The organism is Marinobacter sp. NSM (assembly GCF_052380025.1).
Taxonomy (GTDB): Bacteria; Pseudomonadota; Gammaproteobacteria; order Pseudomonadales; family Oleiphilaceae; genus Marinobacter.
The window spans coordinates 214,370-231,874 of record NZ_JBQTCK010000003.1 but is presented as its reverse complement, the minus strand read 5'-3'; the positions used below and the strand labels follow the sequence as shown (position 1 = coordinate 231,874).

Annotated in this window: 15 protein-coding genes and 1 pseudogene; 14 read left to right on the top strand and 2 right to left on the bottom strand. The window is 58.2% G+C overall.

What is annotated here, in order from left to right; genetic code table 11:
• From ercA to ACTZWX_RS08705, 5 genes are all read left to right on the top strand, one after another.
• A complete protein-coding gene (gene ercA / locus ACTZWX_RS08725; RefSeq protein ID WP_444713595.1) occupies window positions 1-1,164 on the top strand; it encodes an alcohol dehydrogenase-like regulatory protein ErcA in 1,164 nt (387 codons plus the stop codon).
• Entirely contained in the window at window positions 1,148-2,896 is a 1,749-nt protein-coding gene (locus ACTZWX_RS08720; protein WP_444713594.1) for a NahK/ErcS family hybrid sensor histidine kinase/response regulator, read from the top strand. Before ercA ends, ACTZWX_RS08720 begins: the two co-directional genes overlap by 17 nt.
• A 64-nt stretch (window positions 2,897-2,960) precedes the next feature.
• A complete protein-coding gene (locus tag ACTZWX_RS08715) occupies window positions 2,961-3,248 on the top strand; it encodes a hypothetical protein (protein ID WP_342631193.1) in 288 nt (95 codons plus the stop codon).
• Between the two features lie 49 nt (window positions 3,249-3,297).
• Window positions 3,298-4,674, top strand: coding sequence for a class II fumarate hydratase (locus ACTZWX_RS08710; protein WP_444713593.1), 1,377 nt, complete (start codon window positions 3,298-3,300; stop codon window positions 4,672-4,674).
• Between the two features lie 25 nt (window positions 4,675-4,699).
• Window positions 4,700-5,182: a CDP-archaeol synthase gene (locus ACTZWX_RS08705; protein WP_444713592.1), complete on the top strand. Its 483-nt coding sequence runs from the start codon at window positions 4,700-4,702 to the stop codon at window positions 5,180-5,182.
• 6 nt (window positions 5,183-5,188) lie between these two features.
• On the opposite strand, the gene ACTZWX_RS08700 is transcribed toward ACTZWX_RS08705, so the two are convergent.
• Window positions 5,189-6,163, bottom strand: a complete 975-nt coding sequence (locus ACTZWX_RS08700) for a metallophosphoesterase (RefSeq protein WP_444713591.1) — start codon at window positions 6,161-6,163, stop codon at window positions 5,189-5,191.
• A 139-nt stretch (window positions 6,164-6,302) separates the two neighbouring features.
• On the opposite strand from ACTZWX_RS08700, the gene chrA reads away from it, so the two are divergent.
• The 4 genes from chrA to ACTZWX_RS08680 all read left to right on the top strand — a co-directional run bounded on the left by chrA (window position 6,303) and on the right by ACTZWX_RS08680 (window position 9,546).
• Entirely contained in the window at window positions 6,303-7,484 is a 1,182-nt protein-coding gene (gene chrA / locus ACTZWX_RS08695) for a chromate efflux transporter (protein WP_444713590.1), read from the top strand.
• Between the two features lie 89 nt (window positions 7,485-7,573).
• Entirely contained in the window at window positions 7,574-8,224 is a 651-nt protein-coding gene (gene msrA / locus ACTZWX_RS08690; RefSeq protein WP_444713589.1) for a peptide-methionine (S)-S-oxide reductase MsrA, read from the top strand.
• Window positions 8,225-8,235: 11 nt separating this feature from the next.
• Window positions 8,236-8,661, top strand: a complete 426-nt coding sequence (gene msrB, locus ACTZWX_RS08685; RefSeq protein WP_072676275.1) for a peptide-methionine (R)-S-oxide reductase MsrB — start codon at window positions 8,236-8,238, stop codon at window positions 8,659-8,661.
• Between the two features lie 120 nt (window positions 8,662-8,781).
• Window positions 8,782-9,546, top strand: a complete 765-nt coding sequence (locus ACTZWX_RS08680) for a lysophospholipid acyltransferase family protein (RefSeq protein WP_444713588.1) — start codon at window positions 8,782-8,784, stop codon at window positions 9,544-9,546.
• Between the two features lie 16 nt (window positions 9,547-9,562).
• Here ACTZWX_RS08680 and ACTZWX_RS08675 read toward each other — a convergent pair whose 3' ends face one another.
• A complete protein-coding gene (locus tag ACTZWX_RS08675) occupies window positions 9,563-10,549 on the bottom strand; it encodes a calcium/sodium antiporter (protein ID WP_444713587.1) in 987 nt (328 codons plus the stop codon).
• Window positions 10,550-10,953: 404 nt separating this feature from the next.
• Here ACTZWX_RS08675 and mqo point away from each other — a divergent pair, with 404 nt between their 5' ends.
• The 5 genes and pseudogenes from mqo (at window position 10,954) to ACTZWX_RS08650 (ending at window position 17,479) form a co-directional block, all read left to right on the top strand.
• Window positions 10,954-12,435 carry a malate dehydrogenase (quinone) gene (gene mqo, locus ACTZWX_RS08670; protein ID WP_444713586.1) on the top strand — a complete coding sequence of 494 codons (1,482 nt, stop codon included), beginning with the start codon at window positions 10,954-10,956 and terminating at the stop codon, window positions 12,433-12,435.
• A 149-nt stretch (window positions 12,436-12,584) separates the two neighbouring features.
• A pseudogene (locus tag ACTZWX_RS08665) lies at window positions 12,585-13,815 on the top strand (ATP-grasp domain-containing protein).
• A 52-nt stretch (window positions 13,816-13,867) separates the two neighbouring features.
• Window positions 13,868-15,001, top strand: coding sequence for a hypothetical protein (locus tag ACTZWX_RS08660; RefSeq protein ID WP_444713585.1), 1,134 nt, complete (start codon window positions 13,868-13,870; stop codon window positions 14,999-15,001).
• A 24-nt stretch (window positions 15,002-15,025) separates the two neighbouring features.
• Entirely contained in the window at window positions 15,026-15,664 is a 639-nt protein-coding gene (locus ACTZWX_RS08655) for a hypothetical protein (protein ID WP_444713584.1), read from the top strand.
• 144 nt (window positions 15,665-15,808) lie between these two features.
• A complete protein-coding gene (locus ACTZWX_RS08650) occupies window positions 15,809-17,479 on the top strand; it encodes an acetolactate synthase large subunit (protein ID WP_444713583.1) in 1,671 nt (556 codons plus the stop codon).
• Window positions 17,480-17,505: the final 26 nt, after the last annotated feature.

Here is a 17,505-nt window from a genome sequence, read left to right as displayed (position 1 = left end):
ATGAGCTACGATATTTCTGCGCTGCGTAAGTTTGTTTCTCCCGAGATTGTGTTCGGTGCCGGTTCTCGACGGTCGGTGGCCAACTTTGCCAGTAATTTCGGTGCCCGCCACGTGTTTCTTGTGTCTGACCCTGGCGTTGTCGCCGCCGGATGGGTTGCCGAGGTGGAAACGTTGTTGCTGGAGGCGGGGCTGCGCTGTACCACCTTTACCGCGGTTTCACCCAATCCCAAGGTTGATGAGGTGATGGCCGGTGCCGAGCTCTACCGGGCCAGCGAATGCGATGTCATTGTGGCTATCGGCGGTGGCAGTCCGATGGATTGCGCCAAGGGCATCGGCATTGTCGCTAGCCATGGCCGCAGCATCCTGGAGTTTGAGGGAGTGGATACCATCCGTAATCCCTCGCCGCCGCTGATTCTGATTCCCACCACCGCTGGCACCTCAGCAGACGTCTCGCAGTTTGCCATCATTTCCGACCCGAACCGGCGCTTCAAGTTTTCCATTATCAGTAAAGCGGTGGTGCCGGATGTGTCGTTGATTGATCCGGAAGTGACCGAAACCATGGACGCCTACCTCACGGCCTGCACCGGGGTAGATGCCCTTGTGCATGCCATTGAGGCGTTTGTTTCCACCGGCAGCGGCCCGCTGACCGATACCCACGCATTGGAAGCGGTCCGGCTGATCAACGGCAACCTGGAAGCACTCGTGGCGAACCCGTTAAACCCCGTATTGCGGGAGCAGATCATGCTGGCCTCCATGCAGGCAGGGTTGGCGTTCTCCAACGCTATTCTGGGAGCGGTCCACGCCATGTCCCACAGCCTGGGTGGTTTTCTGGACCTGCCTCATGGTCTTTGCAATGCGCTACTGCTGGAACATGTGGTGGCCTATAACTTCCCCTCTGCCGAGGACCGATTCCGCCGTGTAGCCGAGGCTATGAACATTGATACCCGAGGTATGAACGGGGCTCAAATCAAGAAGCGACTGATGACCCGGATTGTGGAACTCAAGAAAACCGTTGGCCTGGAAGCGCGGCTCAAGGAGCTCGGCGTGACCACCTCCGACATTCCGTACCTTTCGGGCTATGCATTGAAGGACCCCTGCATACTGACCAACCCAAGGAAGTCGTCACTTCGGGATGTTCAGGTGGTCTATGAAGAAGCCCTCTGACCCAGCTAACACCGATTACGATATTGGCGATCTGTTGGGGCTCAGCAGTCAGTCTGCCCGTAAAAGCTACTACCCCGCGTTGCAGGAACGCTTGGAGGAACTGGAGCAGGAACGCAACCGCTACAAGTGGCTTTTCGAAAACGCCCTACATGGTATCTTCCAGGCCAACCTGCGGGGTGGCTTTCTGGCCTGCAATCCGGCGATGGCCCGAATCTGCGGCTATGACAACCCGGAGCAACTGCAAAACAGAGTTATCCGACTCAGGGAGCAGCTGTTCTGCAGCGCGGCTGAGTTTGATCAGATTCGCCAGGAACTGCTCGACCATGGCAGCCTGAGCGCTCGCGAAACCCGCCTTCGGCGATCGGACCAGACGCCGGTGTATGTGGCGTTAACCATGCTTCGCCGGCCAGACCTCGGGCCGGAAGTCGTGGAAACCTTCGTTGCCGACATTACCGACCGGGTGCAGGCACGGCAGAAGCTGGAGCAGCTCAATCAGGAGCTGGAGAAACGAGTGGAAGAACGCACCGAAGCGCTCCAGAACGCCAACGTTGACCTTCGTTACCAGATCGAGGAACGGGAAAAGGTTGAGCAGGAGTTAAAAGTGGCGGTGAACGCCGCCAAAGAAGCCAATCGCAGTAAAGACAAGTATCTTGCGGCGGCCAGTCATGACCTGCTGCAACCCCTGAATGCTGCCAGGCTGATGATTTCGGCCCTGCAGGACAGTCAGTTACCCGAGGCGGAAAACCGGATGGTGCATCAGGTGCACCGGGCCCTGGAAGGTGCCGAGGATTTGTTGGCCGATCTGTTGGATATTTCCAAACTTGACCAGCAGGCAATGAAGCCGGATTTGGCCTACCTTAATCTGGCCGCCATGCTGAAAGGGCTGGGCGAGGAGTTTGAGGCTGTCGCTGCCAATGCCGGGTTGCAGTTCCGGCTCAGGGTTCAGCCAGTATCGCTCCGAACCGACCCCCGAATGCTGGCGCGCATTGTCCGTAATCTGCTCAGCAACGCGTTCCGGTATACCCGCGAGGGTGGAGTAGTGCTGGCTTTACGGCAACGCAGTGATCGGCTCTGCATTGAAATCTGGGATACCGGTGTCGGTATTGAAGCTCACAAACTGCAGGATATCTTCACCGAATTTCATCAGCTTCTGCCTCAGGGCACCGGCGGCCGCCAAGGTGTAGGCTTGGGGCTTGCGATTGTCGAGCGGATGGTGCGGGTGTTGGGTTATGGCATCCGGGTTGCGTCCCGGCCGGGACGGGGCTCAAAATTCGAAGTCTCCATACCGCTCGAGCATCAGGTTCCCGAAGCCTTGCCGAACCAACCTGGGACCATGGGCAGCGTTTCGGGAGACTTCGATGGGCTGGCCGTACTGGTAATCGACAACGAGCCGGCGGTACTGGAGAGCATGGCTGCCGTACTGAAACGTTGGGGTTGCAACGTGTTTCCGGCTGACGGAGAGGCAAAGGCTCTGGCCATGCTGCAAGCGGGCCTGCAGCCAGATGTGATTCTTGCAGACTTTCATCTGGATGATAATTCAACGGGTTGCGAAGCCGTTTACGCGGTTCGCCGTGCCCTGGGGCGGGACGTTCCAGCGGCTATTATCACGGCTGACCGAAGCGACGATATCCGCACGCTGATGCGCGCCCAGTACCTGCCAATGCTCAATAAACCGGTAAAGCCCAATCGATTGCGGGCATTGCTGGCGAGTCTCGCACCACCACTGAACTGACTCTCGTTCTCCTGCTTTCCGACTACACTTAATCCTGAACCATTCCTTGTTTCGGGAGAAAGTCATGAGTCAAACAGAACATGCGCTCACCAACCACGAAGTGACGGTTTGCCTGGCCGGCGGCGCCGTGCTGGGCCCCTTCAATGCCACCTGGAGCCAGGACGAAGGTGGCGACGTGCGGGAGCTTGTGCGGGAATACGATGCCTTCCTGCAGGGTGAGAAACAGCGCCGTTACAAATTTCACCTGCACGATACCTATACCAACACCGTCCACACACTGATTCTCAACTTTGAGCAAGTCACCGGCATTTGCGACCATGTCAGGCTAAGATCGCAGGACCGGGGAGCATAGCGCCCCCCCAGCCTCGGTGGCGAGGCTGCCAAGCAAACAGGAGGACGCAATGAGCGAGTTCAGAACGGAGAAAGACAGCCTGGGTGAGGTGAAGGTACCAGCGCATGCCCTGTGGGGCGCGCAAACCCAGAGGGCCATCGATAACTTTCCGGTCAGTGGCCAGCCGATGCCGGCAGAGTTCATTGTGGCCGTGGCTCAGATCAAGCGGGCTGCAGCCCAAGCCAACGCCTCCCTGGGATTGCTGGATGCCGGTTTGCGGGATGCTATTGCCGAGGCCTGTGATCAGTTGATCCAGGGTGAACACGCGGATCAGTTTCCGGTGGATCGATACCAGACCGGCTCTGGTACCAGCACCAACATGAATGTGAACGAAGTGATCGCGGCCATCGCCGGGAATCAGGGTGTCGATGTGCACCCCAATGATCATGTCAATATGAGCCAGAGCTCCAACGATGTGATACCAACCGCTATCCATGTGAGTTCGTTGCTGGCGGTGAAGGAACAGCTTTTGCCGGCGCTGTCGCACCTTCGCGGTGTGATTTATGAGCGGGAAGCCGAATTGAGCGCCCAGGTCAAAACCGGTCGCACCCACCTGATGGACGCCATGCCAGTGACCCTTGGCCAGGAACTACGAACCTGGCGGGAGCAATTGGCGGCGGCTGAGAAGCGTCTTGAGCAGGTGATGGATGAACTAGCGGATGTGCCCCAGGGCGGCACCGCAGTGGGTACCGGGGTTAATGCCGCGTCAGAATTTCCCGGTCAGTTCATCAAGTTCCTGCGCAGCAATACCGGCTATCCTTTTCGTTCCATGGAGCACAAGTTTGTCGGGCAAAGTGCCGTGGATGCACCGGTGGCTCTGTCGGCCCAGTTGCGGGGCGTGGCGGTGGTGCTCACCAAAATTGCTAACGATCTGCGCTGGATGAACAGCGGGCCAATTCACGGGCTGGCGGAAATCAGCCTGCCGGCGTTGCAGCCTGGCAGCAGCATCATGCCTGGCAAGGTGAACCCGGTTATCCCGGAATCGGTCGCCATGGTGGGCGCGCAGGTGATGGGGCTGGACAATGCGGTGGCAATCGCCGGCCAGTCCGGGAACTTTCAACTCAATGTGATGCTACCACTGGTGGGTGGCAATCTGATGGATATGATTCGGTTGTTAACCGGGGCTTCTTCTATTCTTGCCGACAAAGCGATGAAAGGCTTTACCGTGAATGCCGATAATCTGAATGCCGGTGTTGGGCGTAATCCGGTACTGGTCACGGCGTTGAATCCGGAAATCGGTTATACCCTGGCGGCGGATATCGCCAAAGAGGCCTACCGCACCGGTCGGCCCGTGATTGATGTGGCTGAAGAGCGCAGCGGCCTGAGCCGTCAACGCCTTGAAAAACTGATGGACCCGCTCCAGCTGACCCTTGGCGGGTTGACCTGAGCCGGCAGGACCGGAGGAGTCATTCTTGCTGTTGTCCCTGGAGCTGTTTGTGATGCTGATTCTGGCCAACGGCTCGCCGGTGGTCGTGGCGAGGCTGTTGCATCAGACTGGTAACAGGCCAGTGGATGGCGGTCAGGTCTGGCGAGACGGTCGCCCGGTGTTCGGCCCCAGCAAGACCTGGCGTGGATTGTTATCGGGCACGGTGGCCTGCCTGCTGTTCTCGGCCTGGGTTGGCCTGGGCTGGTTATTCGGAGCACTGTTCGGTTTGGTGGCGCTACTGGGGGATCTCATCAGCAGTTTTATCAAGCGGCGGTTGGGGCTTGAGTCCAGTTCCAGGGCGTTATGGCTGGACCAGTTGCCGGAGGCCCTGTTGCCCATGGCCATGGCGTGGCTCTGGTTATCGTTGCCGTTGTGGGAAGCGATTGCCGTGGCGCTGCTGTTTGCGCTGAGCAATATGCTCTTCTCACCAGTGCTTTATCGTCTCGGTATTCGCAAACAGCCCCATTGACGGGTTTTATCCCGGTCCCCTGGACAAGGTGTGCAGGGTAACTTCCGGGGGGCAGTTCAGGCGTACGTTCAGCACGGAAGTGCCCGCGCCGGGAGAGGTATAGCCCTGCATACCATTGACCTGCCAGAAGCCACGGCCAAGCCGGCGGGGGCAGTCGGAATCCAGGGTCACTGGAATGCCTCCGGGCAGGCAGAGTTGCCCGCCGTGGGTATGTCCACACAGGAACAGGTCGTAGCCGGCATGGGCCGCTTCCCGCCAGATTTCGGGCGTGTGGCTCAGCAGAAGGCTGATGCCACCGGGAGGGATGTCATCACCGGCCCGGTGCAGGTTGTGAACCTTGTAGTAATGGGCATCATCCACACCGGACAGGTAGAGGGTGTTCTGGCCGCGGGTCAGCGGCGCCATCTCGTTCATCAGCAAGCGGTAGCCCATGTCTTCGAGGGCCGGTACCATGCGAACGCTGTCATGGTTGCCCAGAACGGCGTAGGCTTCACCCTTGATGGCATTACGCAGGCGGGCCATGCCAGCCAGGGCCTCGTCTATCGGCCCCCAGGTGAGCTTCCGGTAATCGCCGGTCAGCACACACAGGTCATAGTCCAGAGGCGTGATCTGATTGATCACTGCGTTCAGGTTCTGTTCATCCATATCGACGTGTAAGTCGGTCAGGTGCAGGATGCGAAAGCCCTCAAACGCCTCGGGTAAATCGGGCAGGGTAAAGGTGTTGTGGGCAGTGGTCAGTTTGCGGCTGTTCGCCCGGGCCCGGCCGAACAGGCCAACGGCTTGCAGGCAAAACCGGATCAGCCGTGGTGCGGTGGTGATGTTCTCCAGGTGGAACGAGCGGCTGTCGCGCCCGAACACCCGGGCTTCGGCTTCCTGTTCAATCCCCAATCGCTGGCGGGCATGCACCGGGCCAAGCCGAAGGCTGAGTCGGTACTGGAGAAGTTCGTTCTGATCTTCTGGTGCGCGAACCCTTGCGGTCATGTGAATCGTCCTGATGCCGAGCGGAATCTTATAATTGATTCCTTCTTTTATTATGGATGGTCAGCAGGGTAGTGCAACCGGATAGACACAATGTTCATGTTTTATTGACGGACCCCGGATACAGGAGAGGCAACGAGTAATGACCGAATCCGAGACGTCGGTGCGGCCAGGCCGCTGGCAGGTATTCCTGATCTTTCTTCGGCTGGGCCTGACGTCTTTTGGTGGCCCGGCCGCCCATCTGGCGTACTTTCATGACGAGTTCGTCAAACGCCGGAAATGGCTGTCAGACAGCGCCTATGGTGAAGTGGTGGCGCTTTGCCAGTTGTTGCCGGGGCCTGCTTCTAGCCAAGTGGGGCTGACCATCGGTTTCTTGCAGGGGCATTATGGCGGCGCCCTGGCGGCCTGGGTAGGCTTTACCTTGCCTTCGGTACTGGTTATGGCGCTCTTTGCCTTCGGGCTCTCGCTCTGGCCGGACCTGGGTGAGGGTGGCTGGGTCAGCGGCCTGAAGCTTTTTGTGGTGGCGGTGGTGGCACAAGCCGTCTGGCAGATGGGGCAGTCGCTGTGTCCTGATCGGCTTCGCATCGTGATTGCCATGCTGGTGGCGGTTGTTCTGTTGGTGGCCGGCGCCGTCTGGATGCAGGTTCTGGTTCTGGCGATGGCCGCCGGTGCTGGAGCGGCATTGGGCTTGCCTTCCCCGAGCAAGCAGGAATCACTGCAGGTACCACTTCAATCCCGAAAACCCAAGGTATTTGCTCTGCTGTTCGTTGCGTTGCTGGCACTCTCTTTTGTGCCTCAGGCAACGGGATCCCTCGCCTGGATAGGCGCGGAGCTCTATCGGGCTGGAGCCCTGGTGTTCGGCGGAGGCCACGTGGTTCTGCCGTGGCTCCAGGAGGGGTTTGTGGTTTCCGGTGGTATGTCTGCCGACACCTTCCTGGCTGGCTATGGCGTAGCGCAAGCCGTGCCTGGGCCGCTGTTCAGCTTCTCGGCGTTTCTTGGCGGAGCCGAGGGCGGTATGGCAGGGGGTCTGATTGCGGTGGTTGCGGTGTTTCTACCAGGCACCCTGCTGGTCTTCGCCGGGTTACCGCTCTGGCAATGGTTGCGCAGGCACGAAAAAGCCCGGGCAGCACTGGCAGGCGTCAACGCCGGGGTGGTGGGCCTGCTGCTCGCGGCGCTGTACGATCCGGTCTGGACCTCCGCCATTCATGGTGCCGGCTATTTCGCCCTGGCGTTGGTGTTCTGGCTGGCACTGGCCATCCTGAGGGTGCCGGTATGGCTGCTGGCACCAGCCAGTGCGCTGGTCGGAGCGGTCTTTTTGCAATAACTGTGCGTATAAAAGCGTGAATCCCTCGTTTGGAATTCTGAACCAGAACCGCCACAATCGAGTAAACAGAAATCCGCTGGAGCAATCTGATGAGTGACGCATGCAACATCCCCGGACTGACCGTGCCTCGTAGCCGGTTTCCGTCCTCTGAAAAAGACCTGCATGAGCCGGCGGGCGAGTCCCGGATTGTTCTGGCCGGAGGCTGTTTCTGGTGTGTTGAAGCGGTGTTGGTGGCGATTGACGGTGTAACCGATGTGGAATCGGGGTATGCCGGTGGTGCGGCCGAGACGGCGAACTACGAGGCAGTTTGCAGCGGTAGCACCGGACATGCAGAAGTAGTGAGTGTTCGCTATGACCCGGCGAAGGTCAGTTTTGGCGAGCTGCTGAGAGTGTTCTTTTCCGTGGCTCACGACCCAACGCAACTGAATCGCCAGGGCAATGATATTGGCAGCCAGTACCGCTCAGCGGTGTTCTACGAGACGGATGACCAGAAACAGGTGGCTGAGGCCTACATTCGCCAGCTTGATGCCGCCGGCGTGTATTCCGATCCGATTGTTACCCGACTGGAGCCGCTCACCGCGTTCTACCCTGCGGAGGCATACCATCAGAATTTTGCAGCTCGTAATCCCAGGCAGCCCTACATTCTGGCGGTGGCAGCACCCAAGATGGCCAAGCTGGTCAGCACCTGGCCAGACCACCTGAAACCCGAATTCAGTGACGATGATCCTGACCTGGCCTGAGGAGTTCCCTAATGACGGTATCGGCAAAAGGCTATGACCTGACCCCCCTGAGCAAAGCAGAGGTGGACGATAAAGCGGCGGGATTGACTGCTGAGGAGAAACGGGTACTGCTGGATCATGGTACCGAGCATCCGTTCTGTGGCACTTTGCTGGACAACAAGAAAGCCGGGGTTTATCTGTGCCGGCTGTGTGATCTCCCGTTGTTCAGCTCGGACGCCAAATTCGATTCCGGAACCGGCTGGCCAAGCTTCTTTCAGCCATTCGACCCGGAGCATATCCGGTACCTTGAAGATCACAGCCTGGGTATGAGTCGCACCGAGATCCGCTGCCCCCGCTGCGACAGTCATCTCGGGCACGTGTTCCCGGACGGTCCGGCGCCCACCGGTCAGCGGTATTGCCTGAACTCCATTGCCATGGTGTTTGAGGAACAGGAGTAACACTCAGGCACCCTCCTTGTTCTCCCTTTGGCGGTTATTCAGGGGACGATTGAGCCGCTATAATCCCTTTCTGTTGTTCCGGGCCCACGGCGCCCGTCCCATAGCGGAAAGGATGTGTGCATGAAACGATTGAACTTGAGCCCCCTGACGGAGTCTGCAACGCTGCTAAGACGTGCCGCTGTTGTATTGGGCTCGGTCGGGCTTACCGCCATCTACTCCTTGCTGGTACTGCTGAGGGCGTTGTTTGGTCGTTTGAATCGGCCGATTGTCGACAAATACTGCCGGGAGTGGTCTGCCGCGCTGCTGAAGCTGGTTCGGGCAAGCCTGACGGTGCGGGGCGAGGTTCCGGACTTCAATGACGGGCGTCGCTACATCATTATGAGTACCCATGCCAGCCACTATGATATTCCGGTGAGTTTTGTGTCTTTGCCTGGCTCCATCCGGATGCTTGCCAAAAAGGAACTGTTCCGGATTCCCCTGCTGGGGCAGGCGATGGCGGCAGCGGAGTTTCCCTCGATCGACCGGTCTAATCGTATCCGCGCCGTCCGGGACCTGGAGCGGGCAAAGCAGATGATGGAAAACGGTATTGTGCTCTGGGCGGCTCCAGAGGGCACCCGCTCCTCCGATGGCACACTGTTGCCGTTCAAGAAAGGCTGTTTTCACCTGGCACTGGATACTGAGGCGGTGATTGTGCCGGTAGCCATTCGCGGTATACATCAGGTGCTACCGGCCCGGAGCTTGCAAATCAATCTTGGTCAGCCGGTCGACGTTCGAGTCGGGACGCCCATTGAAACAGCGGGTAAAAGCAAAGAAGACCTTGCGCAGATCATGTCAGATGTACGCCAGAGCCTGAAACAACTGTTGGGTGACGGAGAGCCCGAGTAACCGGGCCCTGTGTTTTCTAGCCGCCTGTATTGGCGGCCACCACGGTGTAGAAAAGGTAGCCAGTGTAGGCGAAGTACACTGTCACCAGTATTGTGCCGTCCACCCGCGAGACCAGCTTGCGCCAGCCGGTCAGGCCGAAGCCCATCAACAGCAGGCCAACGGTAAGTGCCAGCATCAGAGTCCAGTCCCGGTAAAGCACTTCCGGGTCTACGGATAATGGCTGAATGGCAGTGGCCAGGCCAACCACGGCCAGGGTGTTGAAGATGCCCGAGCCAAGGATGTTGCCCAGAATCAGATCGTGCTCATTCTTGCGCACCGCCGCGATGGCCGAGGCCAGTTCCGGTAGCGACGTGCCAATGGCTACAATGGTCAGCCCGATAATCAGATCGCTTACGCCAAGGGTCTGAGCCACGGTGACGGCTCCCCAAACCAGCAATCTGGAGCTGGCAATAAGCAGAACCAGCCCGATGATCAGCCAGATAACGGCGTGCTTTAGCGGCATGGGATGTTCGATCAACTCGGCATCGGCAGCGTTGCCCAGTGGGTCGTCTTTATTCTTGATGCCCTGATAGATTGACCAGCCCATCACCGCTGCAAAAACGCCCAGTAACACCCAGCCATCCAGTCGCGTTAGTTCACCATCTATTAACTGGGCACCGGCGATGAGGGTCAATACCACCAGCAGCGGCAGTTCCTTACGGATAACCTGAGAGTGCATGGTAATAGGCGCAATAAGGGCAGTCAGGCCCACAATCAGGGCAATGTTGGTAATGTTGGAGCCGTAGCCGTTGCCCAGTGCCAGCCCGGGATTGCCGTCTGCGGCAGCCATGGCAGATACCGCCAGTTCCGGTGCCGAGGTGCCGAAGCCGATAATCACCATGCCAATCAGCAGTGACGGCATGCCCAGATGCTTGGCGGTGGCTGCTGCGCCCTCAACAAATTTGTCAGCACTCCAGACCAGCAAGACAAGACCGGCAAGAATGGCACCGATTGCCATCAACATAGAACAGACCTCAATCAGAATGTGATGTAACTCCGCACCGGGCGGCCGGCGGGGCAGGTGGCGCACAAGATACCGCAAGTCACGGCTTCAGGTCAGCCCTGATGGAGATGAAATTTTTGATTCCGGCACTGATCCGCACTACCCGGAAAAAGGTATCAGACTAAAGTGGCGCTGATATTGTTAACAAAACGCGCGAAAATCGTGGCAAACCATAATAGTTAGTCCGACACACATCGATTGACAATCGCAATTTATTATTCCGGAAAAAATCGGGATAATGCGCTCAATTTCAGACCGGAGGCACACAGCAGCGCCGTCTACCTCGCGCCCCGCTGGCTTCCGACAGGCCGCTTTCGCTGATCGTGGAGTGGCAACAGGCTCAATACTAGTTAGGGTGAAAACCAATGGCCGTTAGACAGGCAGACGTAGTGCTGGTCGGAGGGGGCGTCATGAGCGCAACCCTCGGCATGATGCTCAGGCAGTTGGACCCGTCTCTGGACATCGTCATGGTGGAGCGTCTAGACCACGTTGCCCATGAAAGCACAGACGGATGGAATAACGCAGGCACCGGCCACGCCGGCTACTGCGAACTCAACTACACCCCCGAAACCGACGACGGTGACGTTGAAATTGCACGAGCGCTGCAAATTAACGCCCAGTTCGAGGTTTCATTGCAGTTCTGGTCGTACCTGGTGGAGCAGGGCATTCTGCCGGAACCGTCCTCTTTCATCAACCGCACGCCGCACCAGAGCTTTGTCTGGGGCGAGAAAGACGTCGCTTTCCTCAAGCGCCGCTTTGAACGCCTGAAGGCCCATCATCTGTTCCGCGAGATGGAATACACCGAGAGCCCGGAAGATCTGGCTGAATGGATGCCTTTAGTGGTCAATCAGCGGGATCCGATGCAGCGGGTTGCGGCTACCCGCATCAAGCACGGTTCGGACGTGGATTTCGGCTCCCTGACCCGCAGCATGGTCAAGTGGCTGGAAACCCAGCCTAATTTCGAACTGATGTTGAGCAGCCCGGTGCGCTATATTGATCAGCGGGATAATGGTCGCTGGAAGCTGCGGGTGAAGAATCAGAAAACCGGCGAGCTGACCAAGCTGGAAGCCGGGTTTGTATTCCTGGGGGCCGGTGGTGGTGCCCTGCCGCTGCTGCAGAAGTCCGGCATTGATGAGGCCCGGGGCTATGGTGGTTTCCCGGTCAGTGGCCAATGGCTGGTGTGCCAGAAGCCAGATATCGTTGAACAACACGATTCCAAGGTATATGGCAAAGCGCCCATTGGCGCCCCGCCGATGTCCGTTCCTCACCTGGATACCCGGATTATTAACGGCGAACCGGCACTTCTGTTCGGCCCGTTTGCCGGCTTCACTACCCGGTTTCTGAAGCAGGGTTCGGTATTTGATCTGTTCGGCTCCGTTCGTGCCACGAATCTTCGTCCGATGCTCTCAGTGAGCAAAAGCAATATGGATTTGACGCGTTACCTCATTGGTGAGGTGTTCCAGTCCCACGGCGACCGGGTTGAATCTTTGCGTAACTTCTTCCCGGATGCCCGGGAAGACGACTGGAAGCTGCAGATGGCTGGCCAGCGGGTGCAGATCATCAAGCAAACCCCGGAAGGTGGCGGCAAACTGGAGTTCGGTACCGAAATCGTGGCAGCAAAGGATGGCACGCTGGCGGCCCTGTTGGGCGCTTCTCCTGGCGCATCGACAGCAGCTAACGCGATGTTGAACGTGATTGAGCGTTGCTTCCCGGAGAAATTGAAAACGGACCAATGGCAGGAGCGTATGAAGGAATTGGTGCCTTCCTACGGACAATCCCTGGTGAACGATGAACAACTGCTCAATCGGGTTAGAGAGCGCACTCTCTCGACATTGAAGCTGGGTTGATCGGCGAGGTTGATACAGCAGGATGTCTCTTTAACGGGCTCCAGACGTGGTTCTGGCGCCCGTTTTTGTTTGAGGACTCTCTGCCCAAAAGTTGCGATTTGCAGCTAACAGGTTCAGTCTGAAAGGCCAACCCTGACGAGGAGAGCGCTGTGACTGAACAGAACTACAATCCCGACAAAGGGTATGTCGCCCTGCTGGGCTGGAGCCTGAATGCCGTAGAAGCGGCGGACAAATTCGACCGACGCTATGCGGTGGTTGCTCCGGACTGGGCAGAACCCTACTGCCAGTAACACAACATTCCATACGTTCCCTGGAACTTTGAACGCCTCAATGATCGTTCGTTTGAGATCGCCCAGACGTTGAAGGATATGGGCGTCGACGTCGCCATCCCTCTGTTTGAAGAAACCGTAGAGTGGGCCGGCGCCATCAATTCGGTATTGATGGCTAATCCAAGGCTGTTCGGGCAGGCCATGCTGTTGCGTGACAAGGCCCTGATGAAGCGGCGCGCCCAGCTCGGTGGCATTCGTGTTGGTATCTTTGAGGAAGCCCACGACCGGGAAGATGTGGTCCGTTTCCTGAAGCGAGTCAACCAGACCCTGCTGAAGCTGGACGGCGATCCCAACGACCCAATCCACCTCAAGGCCTTCGACAAGGCCGGCTGCCTGGGCCATCGGGTTATTCGTACCCCGGATGAAGTGGACACCATTCCTGACGAAGAATTTCCGGTGTTGATGGAATCCCACCTGGATGGCTGGGAGTTTGCCGTGGAGGCCTGGATCCATAATGGCAAGATCTGTTTCCTCAATATTTCCGAGTACGTCACCCTCGGCTATTCCGTGTTCGTTCCGGCCACCCCGGATCTTGAGAAATACCGGGCCCAGATCACCACGGAAATCGAGAAACTGATCAAGACGTTCGATATCGACTTCGGCTTTGTTCACCCCGAGTATTTCGTGACCAGCGACGGCACCATGTACTTTGGTGAAGTGGCCTATCGCCCTCCGGGCTTCAAAGTGTTCGAGCTGCTTGAGCGCGCATACGGCTTCAATGCCTATCAGGGATTGATCATGGCCTTTGACCCGAAAACCACCGAAGAGGAGATCAAGGCCTTCTTCCCGAAAGAGGTGGTGGACGCGAAGGGCTATGCCGGCTGTTTCGGGGTATACCCGCGCCGCCGTGTGGTCAGCCGTCTGGAGATCCCCGAAGAAACCGAGAACCACGATTACTTTGAATCCCACGAACTGACGCCGCCGGTAGAGGAAACGGTGACCAAGCGAACAGCGTTTGGTACCCATTGGGGGCTGGTCTATTTCTTCGGTGAGGATCCCTATGCTGCGGGATCTGCTCAAACATCAGGAAGAGCTCGATTTCTATGTATAATCGAGCCATGCATTAACAAAAAGGGTTTGATGCAGGCCCTGAGGAACCTCGTTTGAGTGATCATCAACCGGCCAGCCAGGCGCCAGCCGTCAATATCGACAGGCTGGTGCAAAAACTGGACGAGTCCATTCTGGCTCTCGAGGAGAGCCGGCCCTTTGCAAAGGCCGGCAAGCTCCCGAAACTGTTTGACCTCGCCCGGCGGGTACTGCTCCAGCCGGGTGGTTGTGAGGCTATCGAAGCCCGCGCCCGGTCAATGGAAGAGGCGGGCATTTTTGTGGGTACCGACTGGGCCGACCCTTCTATTCTCTTACCCTCTTTGACCACTTATTCCCTGCAAAGCCCGAACGCCGATACCGTAGTGATCGAGGCGTTGAGTGAGCTGCGCCTGTTGGCCGTGGCCCGTGGCGAATACCAGCACCCCAGCGTGTCAGCCGAACAGGCGCACCATTACCTGACCCAGGTGCTGGCCATCAATCTGGGGTTGCTGTTTGGCATGACCGGCGAAGCCGAGCGGGAACAAGGCAAGCTGGCACTCATTGCGCAGGCACTGGTTCAATATGTGGCCGGGCACATCGGTTACGAGCATGTGATCGACAGCCTGATTGAAGAAATCTGGCGGATACTCGAGCAGCGGCCGATCCGTGTCAGCGACGTTCGCAAAATGATTACCCAGATTGCCATTTGCCGGGCCGATCCGAGTGCTGACCTGGGAAGTGCCGGCCGGGGTGCCGATCGGTTGATTTCCAGCCTCTATGCTCCAACCCGCGCCTGTAGCGAGGACCCCGGCACCGCGATCTACCAGCAGCGTCTGGATTCCCTGCTGAGCGAGGCGTTGGGGCTGTCCACTACGGGGCGCGACTGTCTGTTGTGTTACCGGGATCTGGTGCACACGCTGATCCAGGAATCCCTGTTCCCAAAAACCGCCCAGGGCCTTTACGGCCTGGCCCTGTTGCTGGAAAGGGGAATTCTTTATCAGCCCCCGGTGGCACCGGCGCTATGGCGCCAGGTACGGCTGACATTGTGCCCGCAAGCCCTTGAACGTTTGCAGTTTGCCTATGGCTATCAGCCTAATCCCTCCGCCTGGCTGATTCAGGGGGTGTTGAACATGCTGGGCCAGCCGCTGGGCGTGGGGCAGGGCAAGAACCCCACCTGTCAGTCTGCCCGGGCGTTATCCATGTGGGCCTAAAATGATCCGGACTATCTGCTGCAGATGGTGGCCTGGGCCGCCAGGGATAATGAGATTGTCATGCACTTTGAGGGGCAGCCGGTTTCGTCCGCCCAGAGCATGGCTGGCGTGGCGTCTGAAGTGACTCTGGACCTGGACCCGGTATCCCTGATTGTTGTGCCACATCTTGACCGCATATATGCCGAAATGGGGCGGTTATGCATAGGCCGTAAAGGCGACCCCCATAAATGGGTTAACCCGGAATTTCACGGTTGGTCTGCTGGTCGGGGCTTTGCCATCAATGTCGATGTGGCCACCGGCAAACTGACCGACCTCGAAGGCTTTATTCGCCACTTCTATGCCAGTTACCACCCGTATTACAATGGTAACCAGCCGCTGATACACCCGCAGCCGGCGGGTATTGCGGTCACAGACAGCGCAGCCCGCTTCATCGGTTGGCATGCGATTACCATTCTCCGGGTGGCCCTGGACCCGGACAGCGAGATGCGGGTGTATTTTTTTAACCCGAACAACGACAGCGGGCAGAACTGGGGCGACGGTGTGCAGGTAAGTACCTCCGGCTTTGGTGAGCGCTTCGGGGAATCGTCGCTGCTTTTCGAACAGTTCACATCGCGTTTGTACATATACCATTACGATCCCCTGGAACGTGGTGAGCCTGCTTAAGTGAACGATGACGAGCTCGGTCGCGTTATTGACGGCGTTTATCGCAGTTGGTGCGTAGACCGGGTGCCCGCAGATACCCTGCAGGCGGAGCCACCGAGAACTGATTGATCCAGACACAGACACCCACTGATCGCGAGGGCGAGCATGGCTAAAGATCAACGACCGGTCGGTAACGGCGCCAAATTGTTTATTCGCGCGCTCGAGAATGAAGGCGTTAAGTACATTTTCGCCGTGCCAGGTGAGGAAAACCTGGCCTTCCTGGATGCCCTCAGAAACTCCAGCATCGAACTGGTGCTCAACCGCCATGAACAGGCCGCAGGCTTTATGGCGGCCACCTACGGGCGGCTTACCGGGCAGGTGGGCGTTTGCCTGTCCACACTTGGCCCAGGCGCCACTAACCTGGTGACCGCCGCTGCTTACGCCCAGCTGGGTGGCATGCCGATGATGATGATCTCCGGGCAGAAGCCGATCAAATCCTCAAAACAGGGCCTGTTCCAGATTCTGGATGTGGTGGACCTGATGCGCCCCCTGACCAAATACACCCGGCAAATCAGCAACGCCAATACCATTCCCGCGAAAGTCCGGGAGGCCTTCCGTCTTGCTTCTGAAGAGCGCCCAGGGGCCGTTCATCTCGAGTTACCCGAGGACATCGCAGCGGAGCAACCGGCCCGCGACACCCACATCTTCCAGCCCAGTGACGCCCGCCGGCCCTCGGCCAGCCGGAAGAGCCTGGAAATGGCCTGCGACATGCTGCGCGAAGCAAGACACCCATTAATCATGATCGGTGCCGGGGCCAACCGAAAACGGGTATCCCAGGCCCTGCTGCACCTGGTGAACGTAACCGGCATTCCCTTCTTCACCACCCAGATGGGCAAGGGCGTGGTCGACGAACGCCACCCCGGATACCTGGGCAACGCTGCGCTGTCTGCCGGTGACTTTGTGCACTGCGCCATAGACCGGGCGGACCTGGTGATCAACGTGGGCCACGATGTGGTAGAAAAGCCGCCATTTTTTATGACCCCCGGCGGCAAAAAAGTCATCCACGTGAATTTCAGTGCTGCGGATGTCGACCCAGTGTACTTTCCCCAGCATGAGGTGGTCGGCGATATCGCCAACAGCGTCGAGTATCTGGCCGAGCACTGTGGCCAGTGTGCGAACCATGACTTCTCCGGCCTGATGAAGGTCAAAAAGGCTGTGGATGCGCATCTGCAGGAACGGGCGGAAGATGGCCGGTTCCCGGTGATTCCTCAGCGGATCGTCCACGATGTGCGCCAGGTGATGCCCGACGACGGCATCATTGCCCTCGATAACGGCATGTACAAGCTTTGGTTTGCCCGCAACTACCCTGCCTACGATAACAACACCGTACTGCTGGACAACGCCCTGGCATCCATGGGGGCCGGTCTGCCCAGCGGCATGATGGCGGCCATGCTCTACCCGCACCTGAAAGTGATGGCCGTCTGCGGTGATGGTGGTTTCATGATGAACAGCCAGGAACTGGAGACCGCGGTTCGCCTCAAACTTAACCTGGTGGTACTGATCATTAATGACAGCGCCTACGGCATGATCAAGTGGAAGCAGGCACAGGAAGGCTATGCCGATTATGGTCTGGATTACGGCAACCCGGACTTTGTAACCTATGCACAATCGTATGGCGCCAGAGGACACCGCGTTAACCGGACAGAAGATCTTCGCCCCACCCTGGAAAGTGCCCTGGCCGAAGGCGGTGTTCACCTGGTGGAAGTGCCGGTGGATTACAGTGAGAACCGCCGGGTGTTTGATGAGGAACTGGCGGAACTGACCTGTCGGCTGTGACGCGTGTATGATGCGAGAAAGTATTG